The sequence below is a fragment of the Spirosoma taeanense genome (assembly GCF_013127955.1).
In the GTDB taxonomy this organism is placed as follows: domain Bacteria; phylum Bacteroidota; class Bacteroidia; order Cytophagales; family Spirosomataceae; genus Spirosoma; species Spirosoma taeanense.
In genome coordinates, this window is sequence record NZ_CP053435.1 from 1,831,393 (window position 1) to 1,849,787 (window position 18,395).

Annotated in this window: 12 protein-coding genes; 1 reads left to right on the forward strand and 11 read right to left on the reverse strand. The window is 54.3% G+C overall.

What is annotated here, in order from left to right; all coding sequences use genetic code 11:
* The first annotated feature begins 16 nt into the window (after positions 1 to 16).
* Positions 17 to 1,450, forward strand: coding sequence for a DUF1501 domain-containing protein (locus HNV11_RS07695; RefSeq protein ID WP_171739117.1), 1,434 nt, complete (start codon positions 17 to 19; stop codon positions 1,448 to 1,450).
* Between the two features lie 51 nt (positions 1,451 to 1,501).
* On the opposite strand, the gene HNV11_RS07700 is transcribed toward HNV11_RS07695, so the two are convergent.
* The 11 genes from HNV11_RS07700 to HNV11_RS07750 all read right to left on the reverse strand — a co-directional run bounded on the left by HNV11_RS07700 (position 1,502) and on the right by HNV11_RS07750 (position 18,202).
* Complete coding sequence (locus HNV11_RS07700; RefSeq protein ID WP_171739118.1) at positions 1,502 to 2,455, reverse strand: sugar ABC transporter substrate-binding protein; 954 nt, start codon at positions 2,453 to 2,455, stop codon at positions 1,502 to 1,504.
* 6 nt (positions 2,456 to 2,461) lie between these two features.
* On the reverse strand, positions 2,462 to 3,445 hold the full coding sequence (locus HNV11_RS07705; RefSeq protein ID WP_171739119.1) for an ABC transporter permease: 984 nt from the start codon (positions 3,443 to 3,445) through the stop codon (positions 2,462 to 2,464).
* A gap of 28 nt (positions 3,446 to 3,473) precedes the next feature.
* Positions 3,474 to 4,970 carry a sugar ABC transporter ATP-binding protein gene (locus HNV11_RS07710; protein WP_171739120.1) on the reverse strand — a complete coding sequence of 499 codons (1,497 nt, stop codon included), beginning with the start codon at positions 4,968 to 4,970 and terminating at the stop codon, positions 3,474 to 3,476.
* 126 nt (positions 4,971 to 5,096) lie between these two features.
* Positions 5,097 to 6,278, reverse strand: a complete 1,182-nt coding sequence (locus HNV11_RS07715) for a Gfo/Idh/MocA family protein (RefSeq protein ID WP_171739121.1) — start codon at positions 6,276 to 6,278, stop codon at positions 5,097 to 5,099.
* Positions 6,279 to 6,330: 52 nt separating this feature from the next.
* Entirely contained in the window at positions 6,331 to 7,365 is a 1,035-nt protein-coding gene (locus tag HNV11_RS07720) for a sugar phosphate isomerase/epimerase family protein (RefSeq protein WP_171739122.1), read from the reverse strand.
* Between the two features lie 87 nt (positions 7,366 to 7,452).
* Positions 7,453 to 8,676, reverse strand: coding sequence for a class I mannose-6-phosphate isomerase (locus HNV11_RS07725; protein ID WP_171739123.1), 1,224 nt, complete (start codon positions 8,674 to 8,676; stop codon positions 7,453 to 7,455).
* Between the two features lie 21 nt (positions 8,677 to 8,697).
* Positions 8,698 to 9,759, reverse strand: coding sequence for an aldose 1-epimerase family protein (locus tag HNV11_RS07730; RefSeq protein WP_171742100.1), 1,062 nt, complete (start codon positions 9,757 to 9,759; stop codon positions 8,698 to 8,700).
* Between the two features lie 47 nt (positions 9,760 to 9,806).
* Positions 9,807 to 10,550 (reverse strand): 3-keto-disaccharide hydrolase, encoded by a 744-nt coding sequence (locus tag HNV11_RS07735; RefSeq protein WP_394353884.1) that lies wholly within the window; start codon positions 10,548 to 10,550, stop codon positions 9,807 to 9,809.
* 67 nt (positions 10,551 to 10,617) lie between these two features.
* Complete coding sequence (locus tag HNV11_RS07740; protein ID WP_171739124.1) at positions 10,618 to 13,314, reverse strand: c-type cytochrome; 2,697 nt, start codon at positions 13,312 to 13,314, stop codon at positions 10,618 to 10,620.
* Positions 13,315 to 13,475: 161 nt separating this feature from the next.
* Complete coding sequence (locus tag HNV11_RS07745) at positions 13,476 to 14,984, reverse strand: RagB/SusD family nutrient uptake outer membrane protein (RefSeq protein WP_171739125.1); 1,509 nt, start codon at positions 14,982 to 14,984, stop codon at positions 13,476 to 13,478.
* Positions 14,985 to 15,088: 104 nt separating this feature from the next.
* Positions 15,089 to 18,202 (reverse strand): SusC/RagA family TonB-linked outer membrane protein, encoded by a 3,114-nt coding sequence (locus tag HNV11_RS07750; RefSeq protein ID WP_394353875.1) that lies wholly within the window; start codon positions 18,200 to 18,202, stop codon positions 15,089 to 15,091.
* Positions 18,203 to 18,395 lie beyond the last annotated feature (193 nt).

Here is an 18,395-nt window from a genome sequence, read left to right on the forward strand (position 1 = left end):
TAAGACTGATACCGATATGCGAAGCCATTGGAACCGGCGCGAGTTTCTGCAGCGAACCAGTGCGGCCACGCTGGCGGCCTTAGCGGCTGGTGTGCCCACGGCCAGTTTACTATCCGGCTGTAAACGTACCGTGCCGGGTCAGACCAGCGGAACCGCCGATACGGTAATTCTGCTCTGGATGGCGGGCGGCATGGCGCATACCGAAACCTTTGACCCGAAACGATACACGCCCTTCGAGAAAGGCATGGAAGGGAATCGGGTGCTGAGCACCTTCCGGTCGGTACCTACCGTTCTGAACGGTATTCATTTCTCGGAAGGGCTGCAATCCATTGGGAACGTAATGGACAGAGGGGCGCTCATCCGGTCGTACGTAGCGGCCGACCTGGGGCATATCCTGCACTCGCGTCACCAGTACCACTGGCATACCTGCTACGAGCCGCCCCAGACCGTCGTGGCGCCCCATCTCGGCTCCTGGATTGCCAAGGAACTAGGACCGAAGAATCCGGTCATTCCCGCCTTCATTGACATCGGCCAGCGGTTCGATATTAACGAGGGCGAAGAACTGAAGGCGTTCCATACGGCCGGATTTCTGGGGAATGAGTTTGGTCCGTTTTTCATTCCCGATCCCAGCCAGGGTCTGGAAAGTGTTCGTCCGCCGGTAGGCATGGACGCCAGACGGTTCGAACGTCGGAACCAACTCTACAACGAGCTGATTAAAAACAGCCCCATGGGGGAGTTCGGCAGCGATTACCAGAAAGAATCCCTCCGGCGATCGATGGAGCAGGCGTATATGTTGTTGAATTCGCCCGAAGCGAAAGCGTTTGATCTGAGCACGGAGCCCCAAGCGATTTATGAACGCTATAACACCGGCCGGTTCGGGCTGGGCTGTCTGCTGGCGCGTCGGCTCACGGAGCAGGGCGCCCGGTTTATCAGCGTAACGACGGGTTACGAGCCGTTCAAAGGCTGGGATACGCACGAAAACGGGCATACCCGCCTGGAAGACATGAAGTGCCAGATTGACGGGCCGATTGCTCAGTTGATACTGGATCTGGAAAAATCTGGTCACCTGGACCGAACCCTGATTGTGCTGGCCAGCGAATTCAGCCGCGACATGATGGTAGAAGGTCGACCGGACGCCAAAGTGCAGGAGCAGGTCAGCCAGCCCGACGTGCTGGCCGATGAAAAGTTTTACGGTATGCATCGGCATTTCACGGATGGCTGCTCAATTCTGATGTTCGGCGGAGGAATCAAAAAAGGAGTTGTGTATGGCAAAACCGCCGATGAGCGCCCCTGCAAAACCATCGAAAATCCAGTACGGATTGATGGTATTCACCAGACAATTTACCACGCCCTCGGCATCGCGCCTGACACCCAGTACGAAATTGAAAAACGGCCGTTCTACACCACGCCCGACGGGAAGGGGAAACCCATTCTGGAACTGTTTGCCTAACCTAAATAAGGCAGAAGCGACCGACTAACTTGGCGTTAGCCGGTTGTATGCTTACTTCATGAATTGAGCAACATTTGCTTTCGTGACCAGCTGAAAGGGAATCAGCACTTCCTTCTCGTAAGGCTGGCCATTGGCAATCTTCACGGCTGTTTCGATGGCTTTAGCGCCCTGCTGCTCGGCATTCTGAAAAACCGTAGCATCCAGCGTTCCTTTCTGAACGGCCTGTAAACCATCCGGAATCGCGTCGATGCTCACGACAACCACTTTGTTTTTCAGACCCGCGTCAGTAAGGGCTTTTACGGCACCCAGACCCATTTCATCGTTATGGGCAAAGACGGCGTTGATATCTGACCCATAGGATTGAATCCAGTTCTCCATCAGCGACATCGCCTTGGCGCGATCCCACTCGCCGGTCTGGTGGGCAATGAGTTTCAGGTTCGGGTACTGCTTCAGAATTTCCCGCGCACCCTGCTCGCGTTTGATCTGGGCTGCCTGACCCATGTAGCCGTGAATCATGACGACATTGCCTTTGCCCCCTAATTTATCGGCAATGAATTTCATGGCAATCCGGGCCGATTCTACGTCGTCGGAACCGACAAACGCCGAGGGTTTTACGCTCGTTTCGGAGTTAACATTGATGATAGGAATCTTGGCGGCTAGCGCCTTCGTAACGGCCGGCGAACTGGCTTCTACTTCGCAGGGGTTCATGATGATGGCGTCCACCTTCTGCGCAATAAAGCTTTCGACCTGTTCAACCTGTTTAAGGGCTGACCGCTCAGCGTCAACGGTAATCAGCTCAACGCCCGCTTCCCCGGCTTTTTTGGCGATTTCATCGTGTACGTTGACAATGAACTCATTCTGCATACTCAGCATGGTGGCGCCGATTACCAGCTTTTTACCGTCGCCCTTCTGGCTGGTTTCGCTGGTGGTCGATTGGTTACAGGCCGTAACCAGGGCAACGAATGAAAGGGTAAGGCTGAATACAGTTAAGGAAGAACGCTTCATAAGGGGTTAATTCTTGGGTTGATTGACACTATCCAGCACAACGGCTCCGATGATGATAATTCCCATCACCACCTGCTGGTAGTAAGATGATACGTTGAGCAGATCCAGCCCGTTGCTGATGACGCCAATCAGCAATGCGCCGATCAGCGTTCCGGTCATGGTGCCAGTGCCGCCCGACGTGCTGGTGCCGCCTATGATAGCCGCGGCAATGGCATCAAGCTCAAAACCGGCTCCGGCATTGGGCTGCCCGGTGGTGATGCGGGAGGTCAGGACGATTCCGGCCAGGGCAGCCAGACCGCCACTCATGGTATAAACCGCCATTTTCACGGTACTCAGGCGAATTCCTGACGCTTTAGCGGCCTGTTCATTGCCACCAACGGCGTACATATACCGGCCCAGCACGGTCTTATTCAGAATGACCGCACAGACGATAAACAGCAGAATCAGGATGATAATGGGCATGGGAACGCCCAGCAACTGACCACCCCCGATGAAGTTGAACGAATCCGAGAGGTTGGAGATGGGCCGACCTTTGCTCAGAATGAGCGCCAGCCCCCGGCCAATGGTCATGGTGCCCAGCGTAACGATGAACGGAGGCACTTTACTGCGCGTGATTACAAACCCGTTGAAGGCGCCGAACAGCAGACCACTGGCCAGTCCCGCCAGAATCGGTACCGCCACCGGATACGTGTCCGGATGGGCGAACGTAGCGGCCACCACGCCGGTAACGGCCACCATGGAGCCCAGGGACAGGTCGATGCCGCCGGTGATGATGACAAACGTAACGCCGAATGCCAGCAGCGCATTGATCGACACCTGTGTCACCACGATCATCAGGTTGGAAACGGTCAGGAAGCGGGGCGTAATCAGCGAGAGCGCCAGACAGATCAGGATAAAGGCTATCACAATACCGACTTTGCCCAGCCGCCGGACGCGGGTATTGTAAGATTCCCGAACGGGTTTCAGATACGTATCAAGCGCGTTTTTCATGGGCATCATCAATCAGCGGAACGTAAAATTAAGGGTGCATTGCATAGGCCATAATGGTTTCCTGTGTGGCTTCTTCCTTAGAAAGCACAACCGTCTGTTTTCCTTTAGCCAGAACCAGAATTCGATCGCTCAAACCCAGGATTTCAGGTAGCTCGGATGAGATCATGATGATCGCTACGCCGTTCGCTTTCAGTTGGTTGATTAGTTTATAGATCTCGGCTTTGGCACCAATATCAATGCCGCGCGTGGGTTCGTCGAGAATGATTACGTCGGGTGAGGCCAGCAGCACTTTGCCAATCACGACTTTCTGCTGGTTACCACCGCTCAGATACACTACCGGTTGCTCCATATCGGCAGTTTTTATCCGTAGCTCGTCGATGATCCGGGCGGTCGTTGCAACTTCGCTGCGCTCGTCAACAAACGGGCCCTTTACGTGACTGGTCAGGCTGGCGAGGGTGATGTTCTGCCGGACGGACAAGCGGGGAATAAAGCCCAGGCCTTTCCGGTCTTCGCTGACGTAACCGATGCCGTTGCGGATGGCGTCCTGCGGAGAGTTTATCCGGGCTTTCTGGCCTTTGATGAACACCTCACCACCATCGGGCTGGTCCAGCCCAAAGATAGCGCGGGCAATTTCGGTTCGGCCGGCACCCATCAGACCGGCGATACCCAATACCTCGCCTTCGTGAACGGCAAAGTTAATATCCGCGAATTTACCGTTTCGACGAAACTGCCGGACCGACAGTACCTCGTTTCCGCGCCGGGCAGCCGACTCCGGAAACAGACTGTCAATCTCGCGGCCAACCATCAGGGCAATCAGTGTCCGGTTATCCAGCTCGGCGGCTGGCCGGGTTTCCATGTAGCGTCCATCGCGCAGCACCGTAATAGTATCGGCGATGGTGAATATCTCGTCCATTTTGTGCGAGATATAAATGATCGCCACGCCTTGTTTCTTTAGGTCGCTGATGATGCTAAACAGCGTAGCCACTTCCTTATCCGAGAGCGCTGAGGTCGGCTCATCCATAATGATGACCCGGGCGTTGTTTGAAATGGCCTTGGCGATCTCAACCATCTGCATCTGCGCTACGCTCAGAAACTTCAGTCGGGTCGAGGGGCGGATGTCCAGCCCAAGCTGCTCCAGAAGCCGACTGGCCTGTTGGTTCAGGTGGCGGTCGTCCAGCCAGCCAAACAGCCGGGTGGTTTCCCGGCCAAGGAAGATATTCTGCGCAACGGTTAATTCGGGAACAGCCAGTATCTCCTGATGAATCATGGAGATGCCCTGCTTCAGAACGTCGTTTACATTATGGGCTGTGAGGTCACGACCTTCAAACAAGATTTCGCCGGAGTCGGGCGTTAGCAGACCTATCAGGATCTTCATCAGCGTCGATTTCCCGGCTCCGTTCTCGCCCATCAGGGCATGCACTTCGCCGGGCCGCACGTTCAGCTGCACATTGTCGAGCGCTTTCACGCCCGCGAATGTTTTCGTCAGGCCGCGTACCTGAAGGATATAGTCCTGAGGGAAACTCATGGCGTAAGCAGCAGGTAAAGTCAGGTGGTATAATTCACAACTGCCAGCCATAGTCATGGCCGGCAGTTGGCTTTTCAGACGGCGAGGCCTTCTGAGTCGATAAAATAAGGTTGTCGTGAATCCGGCTTAAGCAGGCTCTTTGCTGTATCCAGCAAATTCTTCAACCCCTGTTTCTTTCCAGCTTCTGGAAGCGGCCGATTCGAGTACAGCTTCGCAGACTTTCTGGGTTTCCAAAGCATCCTGGAAGTTGGGGGAGCAGGGTTCGCCGGTTTCCAGACTCTTGAGGAAGTCGGCTACCTGGTGAATGAAGCTGTGCTCGTAGCCGATGCCCAGGCCAGGAACCCACCATTTATCCATATAAGGCTGATCGCCATCGGTTACGTGAATCGACCGCCAGCCGCGCACGATTCCTTCATCGGCATGGTCAAAATACTCCAGCCGGTTCAGGTCGTGCAGGTCCCAGCGGATCGACGCGTTTTCGCCGTTGATCTCGAAGGTGTACAGGGCTTTGTGACCCCGGGCGTACCGCGTTGATTCAAACAGACCCAGCGAGCCATTGTCGAAGTGGCAGTGGAAAATACAGGCGTCGTCGATACCAACCGGCTGCACCTGACCGGTGAGCTGGTGCATGCGCTCTTTCACGAAGGTTTCCGTCACGGCCGATACGTCGGTGATGGCGCCGTTGATCCACATGGCCGTGTCGATGCAGTGAGCAAGCAGGTCGCCCGTTACGCCCGAGCCCGCAGCTTCGACGTCCATACGCCAGGTGCCGGCTCCGCCCTGCGGTACATCCGCACTGATGGTCCAGTCCTGCAGAAAGTTGGCCCGGTAGTGAAAAATTCGGCCGAGCTTACCCGAAGCTACGATCTGTTTGGCGAGCGTAACGGCCGGAATGCGACGGTAATTGTACCAGACCGTATTGGCTACACCGGCTTTGTCAATTGCATCGACCATCTGCTGGGCTTCGGCCAGGGTGCGGGCCAGCGGCTTCTCGCAGAGAATCATTTTACCCGCTTCGGCCGCGGCAATCGCAATCTCGGCGTGCGTATCGTTGGGCGTACAGATATCAACCGCGTCGATATCGTCCCGGGCGATGAGGGCTCTCCAGTCGGTTTCAATAGACTCATATCCCCACTGATCGGCAAACGCCTGCACTTTCTGGGCATTGCGCGAGCAGACGGCTTTCAGAACGGGCTTGTATTCTAGTTCGGGGAAAAAATGACTGACCTGGCTATAGCCGTTGGAGTGGGTCCGGCCCATGAAACCGGTACCAATCAAACCGATTCTTATTTCTTTTTTCGTTGCCATTTTGACGGTGTGTTAACTGCTTATTTCTTTTGGAAATACAGGTAGCGGTTTGTTAGTCAGCCTCGTACCAGCCGTGTTTCTGGCGAACTTTGATCATCGTAGCCAGAATGTCGTTCCAGGTTTGCTGGTTGGTCATTACGCTGTTCGGGAACATGCAGCCATCCCAGCAGATATGCCGGAACGCCTTGGTAAGCTGGCCGTTTTCGTCCCGCATCCAGAAGCCTGCATCATTTACCACGTCAAGTTTGCCGTTGGGGTCTAGTGCCTGGCAGTGACGGCCCGTTTTATCGTGTGAGCCAGAGCCAAAGACCGTACCGTCGTTCTGCGCAACGTGGAAGTCGATGGTCCAGGGGCGCAGCGCAGCCGTTACTTTCTTGAGCCCTTCAGTCAGGGCCGCCCGGTCGTTCCAGTCGAAGTCCGGGGGTAAAATCCGATCCTCCTCGCGGTTATAACCCAGCAGATACAGCAGCGTATGGGCCATATCGGCCTGGAAACCCATATTTGGCCGATCGACCGCAACCAGCGTATCGACCATTGTTTTCCAGCTATGCATGCCACCCCAGCAGATTTCGCCTTCAGCCGCCAGCTTTTCGCCGTAATCGGCCGCTACGTCGCAGGCTTCGCGGAAGGTCTGTGCAATCAGTTTAGAGTTACCCGTTGGGTCGGCATCCCAGGCCTGGGGCGAACTGGCCGAGTCAATGCGGATTACACCACTGGGCCGAACGCCGAGTTCAGTCAGTTTCTGGCCGATATGGCAGGATTTACGTACCATTTCGACAAACGTAGCCCGATCTTCTTTACTGCCCAGAACCGGACCGCCCCAGATTGGCGCAACCAGGGAGCCTATGTTCAGGTTGTGGCCACTTACTTTATCGGCCAGTCGTTTGATCTCATCATCCGACATGTTGATATCGAGGTGCTCGAAAAGAGCCAGATCGACACCATCAAATTTTACGCCGTCCACTTCAGCCGAAGCCGTTAATTCCAGCATGGTGTCGAAACCAATAACCGGTTCGGAGTCAGGGCCTTTTCCGACGACACCCGGCCACATGGCATTGTGCAGTTTGGGATAGTTATTCTCGTTCATGAGAAGGAAAGATTAACGTAAGGATTAGGTAATCAGGTATCAGATGTTGGCGGGTTGGTAAAATGCCAACCCGCCAACGATCAATATTTACAGCACCAGATCCGGGTTGTTCGGGCCGAAGTGCTTCAGCATCACGATTGGGTCGGTGGTGGAGGGGTTGGTAATGGTCACGCCTTCCATAGCCGCCTTTTCGCTGACGAAAAACTCATCGTTGGTCAGCTGACCGTAACGAATCAGAGCGGGGGTTTCAATGTCCCATGCGCCCATCTTGCCGTGACCCTGCATGACGATCAGGCCGTAGGCGGCACTGTCTTTAATGGTGACGGTCTGGCCCGGCATAACGGTCAGTTCTTTGGCACTGAAGGCATCCGACTTATAGCACACCCATACTTCGCGGTAGCCTTCGGCGGCCATCTCGGCTTCATCCCGAACGGGTTTGGGCACCATATAGCGATTGGCCATCATCTGCGGATCGGTATTCAGCTCCCAGTCGATGGCTTCCATCAACTGGTCGTAATCGCCAATCCGGTCTTTAGGCGTACCATTCCACAGTAACTCTTCTGGAATAATCGCTTCGTTGACCAGTGACTGGTACATGGCAAACACGTCGGAGGCTTTCTGCGGCTCATAGGTGCAGAGGCTGCCCGGCGCGTGGAGCAACCCCGGCGGTACGTCCCAGCCCGTGCCGGGTTCCAGCCGGTAGGCCGACGAGTAATTGGTGATTTTGTTATCGCCTTTGGTGAAGTTCTGCAGGCATTCCTTGATCTGCTCTCTGGTGGTGCCGGGGGCGATGCCAATGAACGTATAGGGGAAATCACCGCCGTGGTTGTTCAGTTGCGGTGGGAAGTAATAAGCCTCCGGTTTGCCCAGCTGACCGATCAGGGCTGCTTGCTCGTCGTTATGGTGCAGGTGGTGGGGGAGAGGCCCCATGTTGTCAAAGAACTTGGAGTACATAGGCCAGCTACCGTATTCATTCCACAGCCGGTCGCCAATTAACTCGCCCCGCAGCTCGTCGATGGCATCCTTCAGTAAAAACTGCTTTTCTTCATTACCGTCGTTGAACACGACTGCGCTCAAGCCTTCGTTTTCGCCCGTCAGGGGACCGTTTTTAGCGGGGGTCGTAGACGACAGCCACCGCTCATCGATGCCACCGCGTTCGCCACCCAGGACGTAATAGTCATCGGGGTGCAGCTTGATGCGCCGTCCGGGTACGCAGAACGACCGGGGTACCCAGGTGGGTGCCAGCCGTAAAATGCCTTTGCCCTGTTCCAGTGCTTTTTCGGCCAGACTTACTGCTGAGGTTGTTTCCATTAACGTTTGGGTTTGATCAGCTTATGCTGAAAGGTTTACGAATTGATTGATCTGTTCCTGGTTATCGAGTATTTCGATTTCGATCTCATAGGTCCGGCTTTCACCGGGCTCCAGAAAAATGAGCGACTGCTGCTCTCTGGCTTTGGCCTGCCCAATGGGCGGGTGGGTACCGGGTTCAACACCGGTGACGTATTCGCCCTTGCCCCAGTGCTGCCAGTTCGTCAGCCACGGCAGCTGGTCTTTCTGAAACCGCATGGCTACGGCAAAGCCGAGCTGCGGATTATACAGACCGGCCGTGCACTGGCCTGAGCTGTCGGCCCGAGCATCGATAAAAGCAACCGCTTCGCCGGTGCCCGAATGCGTATCCAGTGGAGCCGGGCAGGTTCGGAAGTCGTAGCCTTCCCGGAAGATGTCTCCGTTGATGCCGCCCTCGCGCGCCTGCCAGTCGCCCTGCCAGACCAGTTTCGTGCCTTCGTCGACCAGGGGCCAGCCGAAGTTGAAATGGTAAAGCAGCATGTGGGGAGCCGGAGTGTTGGCCCGATTAATTACTTCGTCATGAATCCGGATTGTGGGCTGTCCAATCGTTCCGGAAATGGTTCGTTTCAGTTCCAGGCTGGGGCCAAAGACTTTCGTTTCCAGCATCCGGCCGGTAATGCTCATGTCCAGCTTTCCCGTAACGGGGTCGGGCTGAATGATGGATTCTATTTGGGCGGGAATATTGCTGATCTGTCCGTGAAGGCCCCGCTCGCCGTAGGCATCCTGCTCGGGTCCGCCTACATGGGTAAGGCCGCAGGTCGTCAGCAATCCACCGTTGAAGGTCCGGAGCCAGTCGATTCCCCGGTCGGTGAACGGTTCGGGGGGCGTAATGCCGGAATGACTCAGCCAGGCCAGGCTATGCTGATTAAAAAACGCATCGGCAATGTCCATCGCCCGGTCAAGGACTACTTTATAGCGCAGACCCGTGCCGGTGTTAATCCAGGCAATTCGGGTTCCGCGGCCCGCACCATTGTCGAGTACAGCGGTTTCAATGCCTCCCAGCTGAGCCGGATTCGATACTTTATCTTTCCAGGGTTGTGGTGCCAAATCTGTTTTCACGTTACGCCCAGGTAGCAGGCGGGGTTGTTACGTTACTATTGCTTGAGCATCAAATTCCGATACTGCACTTTCATGGGGGGGCCAACGTGTACCTGTACGCCCAGCAAACCTTTCGACTTGCCGTTTACGGTATCTTCATCGGTTACGTCGCTCATCAGTACGCCGTTGATGTAATGCTGTAAACGATTCCCTTTGACGACCAGATGAAACGTGTTCCAGTCTTCGCTTTTGATTAACGTCTTGAGCGAATCGGAGCTACCCAGCGACCCTACGACCGTCAGGTCACCCCAGGCATTTCGTTTAACGTTTGCCCGAATGGCTTCCGGCGTTTTTTCGCCAGTATAAGCGGGGATAACCGTTTTCTGTCCCCGATAGGCCAGCGTTGTTCGTTTACGTTCTTCGTAGTTCTGGCCCGTATACCGGTTTTGACCATCAATATCGGCCTGATAGCCACGTAAGGCAAAAGGGACGTCGGTTAACTGATCGCTCCGGTAGTTGATGCCCGAATTGCCGGCCTGGGTTATTTTAAACTCACCTTTGAACTCGAAATCGCCGGGTTCACCACCCCGCCAGATGATAAATGAGTTTGTTTTCAGCAGGGTCGTCGGGGTTATTTCACCGACCAGATTACCGTCTTCAACCCGCCAGTAGGTCGGATCGCCGTCCCAGCCCTTCAGCGTTTTCCCGTCAAAAATCTGGACGAAACCGTCTTTTTTATCTTTCTTTTTCTGCGCCACGCAGGCCGTTTCAATGCTGGCGGTCGAAACGACCGCCAGCATCAAGCCGACCTGAATAGCCTGGCTACTCATGGTTCTAAACATCTTGCTGCGCATTATTTAGGACGAATTACTTTCCTTTCGAAGCTGAACGGGCCGACTTGTATACCTCGTTGTTCTGATTGCCGCCCGATTTCAGGTAGGCGATCAGGTTGTTCAGCTCTTCGGGATTCAGGCTGTTGATCAGGCCCGGCAGCATGATGGACTCTGACGAGTATCGCTTCGAGGTAACGTCTTTCTTCGGCAGTTTCCGGAGCTGATCAGCCGCAAAGGGGTTCTGCGAAATCATGTAGTTCAGCTTATCCTCATTCACCAGACGACCCACAACGGATTGACCGTTTTTAAGGAAAAAGATCGTTGACGCATACTGATCCGAAACGGCCTTGCTGGGGTTGATGATCGCATCGAGAATATCCTTGTTCGAGAACCGAGTACCCAGCTGGGTCAGATCCGGGCCAATATCACCACCCGTTCCCTGCATGGCATGGCAATGACTACACAGAATAGCGGAATAGATTTTCTTGCCCGTATCAAAGTCCAGGTGCGTTTTGGCGGTGTCAACAACGGCCAGCGCGTTTTCCAGCGTCCAGCGTCGGCCGGGGCCTTTCGGGGAGTAGCCGCTCATGGCGATATCGTTGCCCGAAGTGGTCAGCAGGTCGGCCCCGGAGAGCTTGTTGAACTTCTCGAACTGGTCTTTGGGAACGTGGTTAAGCGCCAGCTTACGGGCCCGGTCAATGAAACCCACATAGCTGCGCCCGCCCTCATACTTGAAGGCATTACCAAACCAGGTAAAGTATTTCGTGCGCAGTTCGGGTGTCCAGCCCGCATCGGCCCGGCTCAGCATGACCGCGTAGTACGTCTGCTGAAGCGGGGGAACTTTGGCCAGCATCTTCGCGATATCCATTCCGTACTGCGGGTTGCGCAGGATCAGGTCAGACGATGCCGTTGCGGTTTCCAGACCGAGGTTCTTACTGCCGGGTTCGTCTTTTTTATCCATCAGCGCCAGAGTTTTTTCCACTACGCCCGGAGCTTCCATATACACCAGCACCTTGCTCAACCCACGGTTCAGCAAGGCCGATTTTGCCGGATAATGCGGGTTCAGGTACGTAACGACTTTTTCCTTGTCGGCCGCTTCGGGCGCACCCATCCGCAGGAAGACCAGTTCGAAAGCGCGGAGCAGATCGAACTGCTGCGATTCGGAAAGCTGGTCATACTTGATCTTCATCAGGGTATTCAGCGCCTGGCTTTTCACGGATGCGTTGCCTTGCCGGGCCAGCGCAATGATGGCCTGCGTAGCGCGCTGCGGATCGGTTTCGGCCAGCGCTTTTTCCTGCCACTGGGCTACGGGCTGGTGCTCTACGGCAATCCGGGCTGCGTAACGCACAAAACGGTCGGGATGATTCAGGTTGGGCCAGGCAATAGCCAGAGCTCCGGCATTTGGTTCAACGTGAAATTTCTCCAGGCTGGTTCTGAGTTTGTGCTCCGCCGTTAGGGTAGGTGTCAGGGGTGTGGTTGACACCTGATCCGACCCGTTATAATACACCCGGTACAGGTCAGATTCCAGCCGGCGTCCACCGGTCAGGAAATACATAGCACCGTCGGGTCCAATAATGCCGTCGGTCAGTGGGAGGGGCGAGCCAGAAATAAACTCTTCGCGTTCGCCACTGTAGGTAGCCCCCTGCGGCTTGAGGTGAATGGAGTAAATAATACCAAAACTCCAGTCGAAAGCAAACAGCGACTCTCGGTATTTTTTAGGGAAACGGGCATTCTGTCCGTAGAATACGTTGGTCGGAGAACCCTGGCCGATGTTCAGTACCGGTGGCAGGTTGTCCGGATTGCCCGGCAGCCACTTACTGTTACCCGTGCGCCAGCCGAATTCCGCACCACTCGGTACGTGGCAGATCCGGGTAGGTCGGTACCAGGGCAGACCAAAGTCCCATTCCATGTCCGAATCGTAGGTGAACATATCCCCCGTTTCGTTGAAAGCCACGTCAAACTCGTTGCGGAAGCCCGCGCCAATCAGTTCCCAGCGTTTTCCTTCGGGGTCAATGTTAGCGATCCAGCCGCCGGGGGCCATGCGGTCGTTGGCGTGACCGCGCGGGTCTTTAATAAGCGGAAACAAGTTGTCTTCTTTCCAGTTGGAAGGCAGCCGATACGCATCCATCTGCGGTACGTCGGTATGGTTACCAGCTACGACGTAAAGCGATTTTTTATCCGGAGACAGCACCACACTGTGCGGTCCGTGTTCGCCTTCGCCTTTTAGTTCTCTCAGCAGCGAAACCTTGTCGAATTGATCGTCGCCATCAGTATCCTGCAGGCGGTACAGACCGCTGGGTTTGGGAAACTGCTGGCTGGGCCGGTTGTTGACCATCACATACAGGCTATTGAATGCATACAACAACCCCTGCGCATAGCCCATGCCGACGCCGGATTCTTTACCGATGGTGAGCTTCTCAACCGTAGGCTTGGTTGAGCCGGAACTAATGGCCGGAATGGTCAGCCGGAACAGCGCCCCGTACTGATCCGAAGCGATCATGCGGCCTTTGTCGTCGAACGTCATTGACACCCAGGATCCCTGCTGGTTCTCCGAGGGGCTGTAAAGATGCTCCGCCTTAAAACCCGGCAGCAGTTTGAGATTGTCTACTTTGGGATTCTCCGCTCCCTGCCTGTCCGTTTCCGGGTAGTGTAAACCGACCCAGGACGCTCCGATCAGCACAAGCGTAGAAACGGCGGCTGCTAATTTGGCCGATCTATAAGTCGAAGACATAATAATTGGGGTTAGAAATAATACTCAGAGGGTAATGAGGACAAACCGGCGGATGAAGAGCTGGGCTGATCACTTTCGGTTTGCATTAATTGGACTGAACACGTTGAAAAGCTAAAAACAAGCCGACTTTACTAGAAGAGCCGGCTTGTTTTTAGGGGTAATCAGAAATTAGGCGTTAACGCAGCCTCTACAGCCGGCAGACCATAATAGTCATCCAGTACGGTAAAGGCGTTTGGCGGAGGAACGGCTCCTTTGGGGAAGTAATAAGCCTGCGGGTTGGCTTTTACGCGGGCGCCGTAGGCCCCAATGATTTCCTTCACGCGGCCGGTACGGGTCAGATCGAACCAGCGTTTGTTTTCGAAGGCCAGTTCAACCCGTCTTTCCTTAAAGATAGCCTCGCGCATATCGGCCTGCGATGACGCTGTCGTAGCGGCCAGTCCTGCCCGCGCCCGAACCTGGTTCAGATACGTAGCAGCCTCACCCGTTTTTCCCTGTTCGTTAAGGGCTTCGGCTAAGAACAGAAGCACTTCCGCGTAACGGTAAACCGGCCAGTTCTGCCCCGTGTTGTTATGCAGCGCGTGCGTCCGGGCATACTTCTTAATGTATGGATAGGTTTTGTTATCCCGCAGGCTCTGGCTGAGCGTAACGTAACCAATGGAAATATCCTTCCGCTTGTCGCCGGGTTCGTAGGCCGCAATAATGTCCGGTGTGGGAATGTTATTACTTTCCTGCGAGGTAGGCTGCGCGTTCGAAGTACCCGTAATCGGCTGAATCTCGGCAGCGGTTATGGGCGAAGGAATAAAGCGGTAAATCTGGTTGCCGTTATAGCCTGCCGACCCTTCCATGTACTGGATTTCAAAAACCGACTCCGGGTTGTTCTTGTTCGTGTTTGTAAACGAAAAGGCGTCGTTGTAATCCGGCATCAGTTTGTAGCCGTCGTTGGTAACCACATCCTTCATCAGCGTTTCGACCTGCGCCCATTTTTTCTGGGTGAGGTACAGATTTGCCAGCAGGGTTTTCGCAGCTCCCGACGTAGCCCGGCCGGCTTCCTGTTTAGCCTTGTTGAGCAACAACGTACTAGCCTCTTTCGCATCTTTTTCAATCTGCGCATAGATCTCCTCAGTCGACGACAGGGGCAGGGCTGCATCTTCACGGCTCGTAACCGGGGTTAGATGCAGGGGAACCTTGCCAAACAAACGAACCAGATCAAAGTAGGCAAAGGCTCTGAGGAACAGGGCCTGCCCTTTCAGGTTGTTTTTCGATGCGGCTGCAAAATCAACCTTATCGATCAAGGCCAGAATCTGATTGGTGCGGGCAATGATCTGGTAGTTAAGCCGGTATTGCACCAGTACGTTATCGTTCGCGGTAACGCCGTTGGCGGTTGGGACGGCAAAGTCAGCGACGTTCTCCGTTGGGTCCACGGCGCCGTACAGCACGTTCCGGGCGTAATAGGTATTGTCGGAGTGCATTTCCTCCAGAACCCACGCCCGTTCGTTGAACATCTGGCGTAGCGGAACATAGGCACCATTGACGGCCTGCTGAAAATCGGCTTCCTTGGTGAAGAATGTGGCCGAACTCAGGGCCGTTTCAGGAATTACATTCAGGAAATCTTTCTGGCAGCTGGTTAAGGACGCCCCTAGTAGCCAGACTAGTATGAATTTACGTTTCATATACTTTTGTATGAGTTTAAGAGTCATTAGAAGGTGTTCAACCGCCGTGCATGATCATCCAATGACTGTCAGAGACAAAGAATGAGCACTAAATGACTATAGATTTAGAAGTTCAGGTTGACACCCAGGGTGTATGTGCGCGGGACCGGGTAGTTCGAGAAATCAACGCCCTGGCTCAGGTTGTCTCCGGGGCCATCACCGGCCTGGTTGGCGCTGGTTTCCGGGTTAGGACCACCCCAGTATTTCGTGAATACGTAAACCTGCTGAACAGACGCATACAGTCGTGCCGATTTGAACAAACGGTTGAGAGCGCCGATGTTATAGCCAAGGGTTATGTTTTTGATGGTGAAATACGACGCATCGGCTATGAAGTGGCTGCTGTGCCAGTCGCGCTCAACACCCGTGAAGTTACCCCCGCCATTGGTCGCGCCAAACATGCCCTTACCCGGAGTAATCACGGTGCCGTCACTGCGAACCCGGAACCGATCTTTCACGCCTTCCACCATGTTGAATACGGCATCGAGGTTAGCTGTGCTATAGAGGTGACGAACCCACAGCTGATTTCCGTATGAGCCCGAACCCGTAATCGAGAAATCAAAGTTGCCGTATTTCAGGTCGTTGGTAATCCCGTAGATGAATTTGGGGAAAGGACTGCCGATAATCGCCCGGTCGTCGGCATCACCACCGTAGGTGATCTTGCCATCACCGTTCACGTCTTTAAATTTGATGGTTCCAACCGCTGAGCGTCCCGGAATACTTGGCGAATTTCGCAGGTCTTCGGCGTTCATGTAAAAACCCTGCTTAACCATACCATAGAACTGGCCGAAAGGCTGTCCAACCTGAGTGATGTGGAAACCAATGCCGCTGTATACCCGGTCGATACCGGGTGCCAGTGCGAGAACCCGGTTCCGGTTAAACGAAATGTTGGCGTTAGTCGTCCACTTTAGTTTACCCATTGTGTTTTTGCTCGTCAGCGAGAACTCATGGCCCCAGAACTTAATCTCACCAATGTTGTCGTTGAAGTTCGTAAAGCCCGACTCCTGCGGAACCTGCACGGCGTAAAGCAGATTCGTGGTGCGCTTGGTATAGAAGTCGTAGATAAACTGAATGCGGTCGTTGAACAGACCCAGGTCAAGACCCATATCAAACTGCTTGGTCGTTTCCCAGCCTAAGTTGTTGTTAGCCAGTGACGTAACGACAGCGCCCGTAGCAACGTTGTTGCCAAATACCGCATTCGTGGTGTTGTTGACCAGCGCGTATTGGGTATAGTTACCAATGTTGTTGTTCCCGATTACGCCGTAGCTGGCCCGCACTTTAGCAAACGAAATCTGCTGGATAGGCTGTAGGAAATCCTCGTCCGAAACAACCCAGCCGACCGAAGCCGAGGGGAACGTACCCCAGCGGTTACCCGATCCGAACCGGGACGAACCATCACTCCGAATAGCGGCCGTAAACAGGTATTTGCCCTTGTAGTTGTAAGTCAACCGGGAAAGGTAGGAGAGCAGGCTCCATTCATTCACGCCGTTGTTTGTACCACCCCGGTTGATATTCAGCGCACCCTGAATAGTCGGCAGCCGGTCATCTGCGTAGGTATCGGCCTGAAGGCGGGTAAAATCCTGCCGGAAACGCTGTTGGGTGAAACCAGCCAGTAACTCAAAATTGTGTTCGTTAAAGCTCTTGGCGTAGGTAGCCAGGTTTTCGTTCAGCCAGGATACGTTTTCCAGACTTTGCCGGATCGAAACGGCCGTGGTTGGAATGGGAACGTTAATAGCGCTGGTAGCCGTCGACGGGTTGAAGAAAAAGAACTTGGAGTTCAGGTATTCAACGTTCATGGTCGATTTGAGCGTTAAACCCGTAATCGGCCGGTACTGAACATAGGCGTTGGCAAGCAGGTTGGTGTTTTTGGTTTCGTTTGTCAGCTCCTGCGCAGCCCGTACCCAGTTCGGGTAGTTGAAGATATTACCGGTGCTTCCCGGGAACGTATTGAACTTGGTCAGCTCGCCATTGGCATCATAGATCGGCATGACCGGCCAGGTGTGCAGGGCGTTAAACAGGATACCGGTACCACGGTCACCATCGGTTCGGGGCGTATTGTCATACACGTAGGAAGGCGCAACGTTGAACCCAACCGATATCTTATCGGATATGTTGTAGTTGGAGTTCATCCGAAGCGAATATCGCTTGTATTTGTTGTTGAGCACAACCCCGTCCTGATTGAAGACCCCCGCCACTAACGACGTGTTGGACTTCGCGGTATTATTCGAAATGCTCAGGTTATAGCTCTGAATAGGCGCAACCCGAAGTACAGCATTGTACCAGTCGTTGTTTTTGCCTTCGTACTGAGACGGGTTCTGAAACTCAACCGGTACGGCCTGACCCTGATCTTCGTAATATTCCTTCTTAAACTGAGCGAACTCAACTGCATTCAGCATTTTTACCCGGCCTCGCTGAGGCACTTGCTGAACCCCGGCGAAGGTGTTGAAGCTGATGTTGGTCTGACCGGGCTTGCCTTTTTTGGTGGTGATCAGCACGACCCCGTTGGCCGCCCTCGAACCATACAACGACGTAGACGCGGCATCTTTCAAAACCGAAATGTCATCAATTTCGTCGGGGTTCAGTTGGGCAATGTTACCCGTGATCGGGAATCCATCAATGACATACAGCGGATCACTGCCGGCCGTAACCGAAACCTGGCCGCGAATCCGGATAGAAATACCCTGACCTGGCTTACCCGTTGTCTGGTTGATCTGAACCCCCGCTAACCGGCCCTGTAGCTTTTGACCGATCTGCGAAACGGGCAAATCTTTGATTTCCTGCGCACTGACCGTCTGAACGGCACCGGTTACTTCTTTTTTCAACTGGCTACCGTAACCAACGACCACTACTTCGTTCAGGGTCTGGTCGTCGGGAGTCAGCGTAATGCTCATGGTGGTTTGATCGCCAACCACGACTTCGCGGCTCGCATAGCCCACAAAGCTAAAGACCAGGGTAGACCGGCTACTGGGCACGGAAAGCCGGAAACTACCCGTGGCATCGGTGGTCGTGCCCTGTGTAGTTCCTTTTACGAGTACACTCACGCCGGGCAGCCCACCCCCCTTTTCGTCGAGCACTTTCCCCGATACGGTTACGTCAGTTGGCTGGGAAAAGGGCAGGGCCGTTTTAGGCGAATGCATCGCAATCAGTTGTCCATCTGCCGGTGCGCTGCTCGCTTGCAGCATTGGTTTTGGCTTCTGGGCAAAGCTTGCAAACCCGCCTGCTACCATGCTTAGGGTTATTAGTTGGCAGAGCTTATTCATAATGAAGACAATTGAATTAGGTAAGGTATAAAGGAATTGACAACCCCGAAAGGGATAATTGATTACTCAAATATTACTAGAAGCCAAGCGCATACTTTCCCATACTTACCCACTT

Excerpts from the sequence above, each read along its gene's own strand:
- HNV11_RS07695 (WP_171739117.1), top strand. The coding sequence starts at position 17 with ATGCGAAGCCATTGGAACCGGCGCGAGTTTCTGCAGCGAACCAGTGCG.
- HNV11_RS07700 (WP_171739118.1), bottom strand. The coding sequence starts at position 2,455 with ATGAAGCGTTCTTCCTTAACTGTATTCAGCCTTACCCTTTCATTCGTT.
- HNV11_RS07705 (WP_171739119.1), bottom strand. The coding sequence starts at position 3,445 with ATGAAAAACGCGCTTGATACGTATCTGAAACCCGTTCGGGAATCTTAC.
- HNV11_RS07710 (WP_171739120.1), bottom strand. The coding sequence starts at position 4,970 with ATGAGTTTCCCTCAGGACTATATCCTTCAGGTACGCGGCCTGACGAAA.
- HNV11_RS07715 (WP_171739121.1), bottom strand. The coding sequence starts at position 6,278 with ATGGCAACGAAAAAAGAAATAAGAATCGGTTTGATTGGTACCGGTTTC.
- HNV11_RS07720 (WP_171739122.1), bottom strand. The coding sequence starts at position 7,365 with ATGAACGAGAATAACTATCCCAAACTGCACAATGCCATGTGGCCGGGT.
- HNV11_RS07725 (WP_171739123.1), bottom strand. The coding sequence starts at position 8,676 with ATGGAAACAACCTCAGCAGTAAGTCTGGCCGAAAAAGCACTGGAACAG.
- HNV11_RS07735 (WP_394353884.1), bottom strand. The coding sequence starts at position 10,550 with ATGCTGGCGGTCGTTTCGACCGCCAGCATTGAAACGGCCTGCGTGGCG.
- HNV11_RS07740 (WP_171739124.1), bottom strand. The coding sequence starts at position 13,314 with ATGTCTTCGACTTATAGATCGGCCAAATTAGCAGCCGCCGTTTCTACG.
- HNV11_RS07745 (WP_171739125.1), bottom strand. The coding sequence starts at position 14,984 with ATGAAACGTAAATTCATACTAGTCTGGCTACTAGGGGCGTCCTTAACC.
- HNV11_RS07750 (WP_394353875.1), bottom strand. The coding sequence starts at position 18,202 with ATGCTGCAAGCGAGCAGCGCACCGGCAGATGGACAACTGATTGCGATG.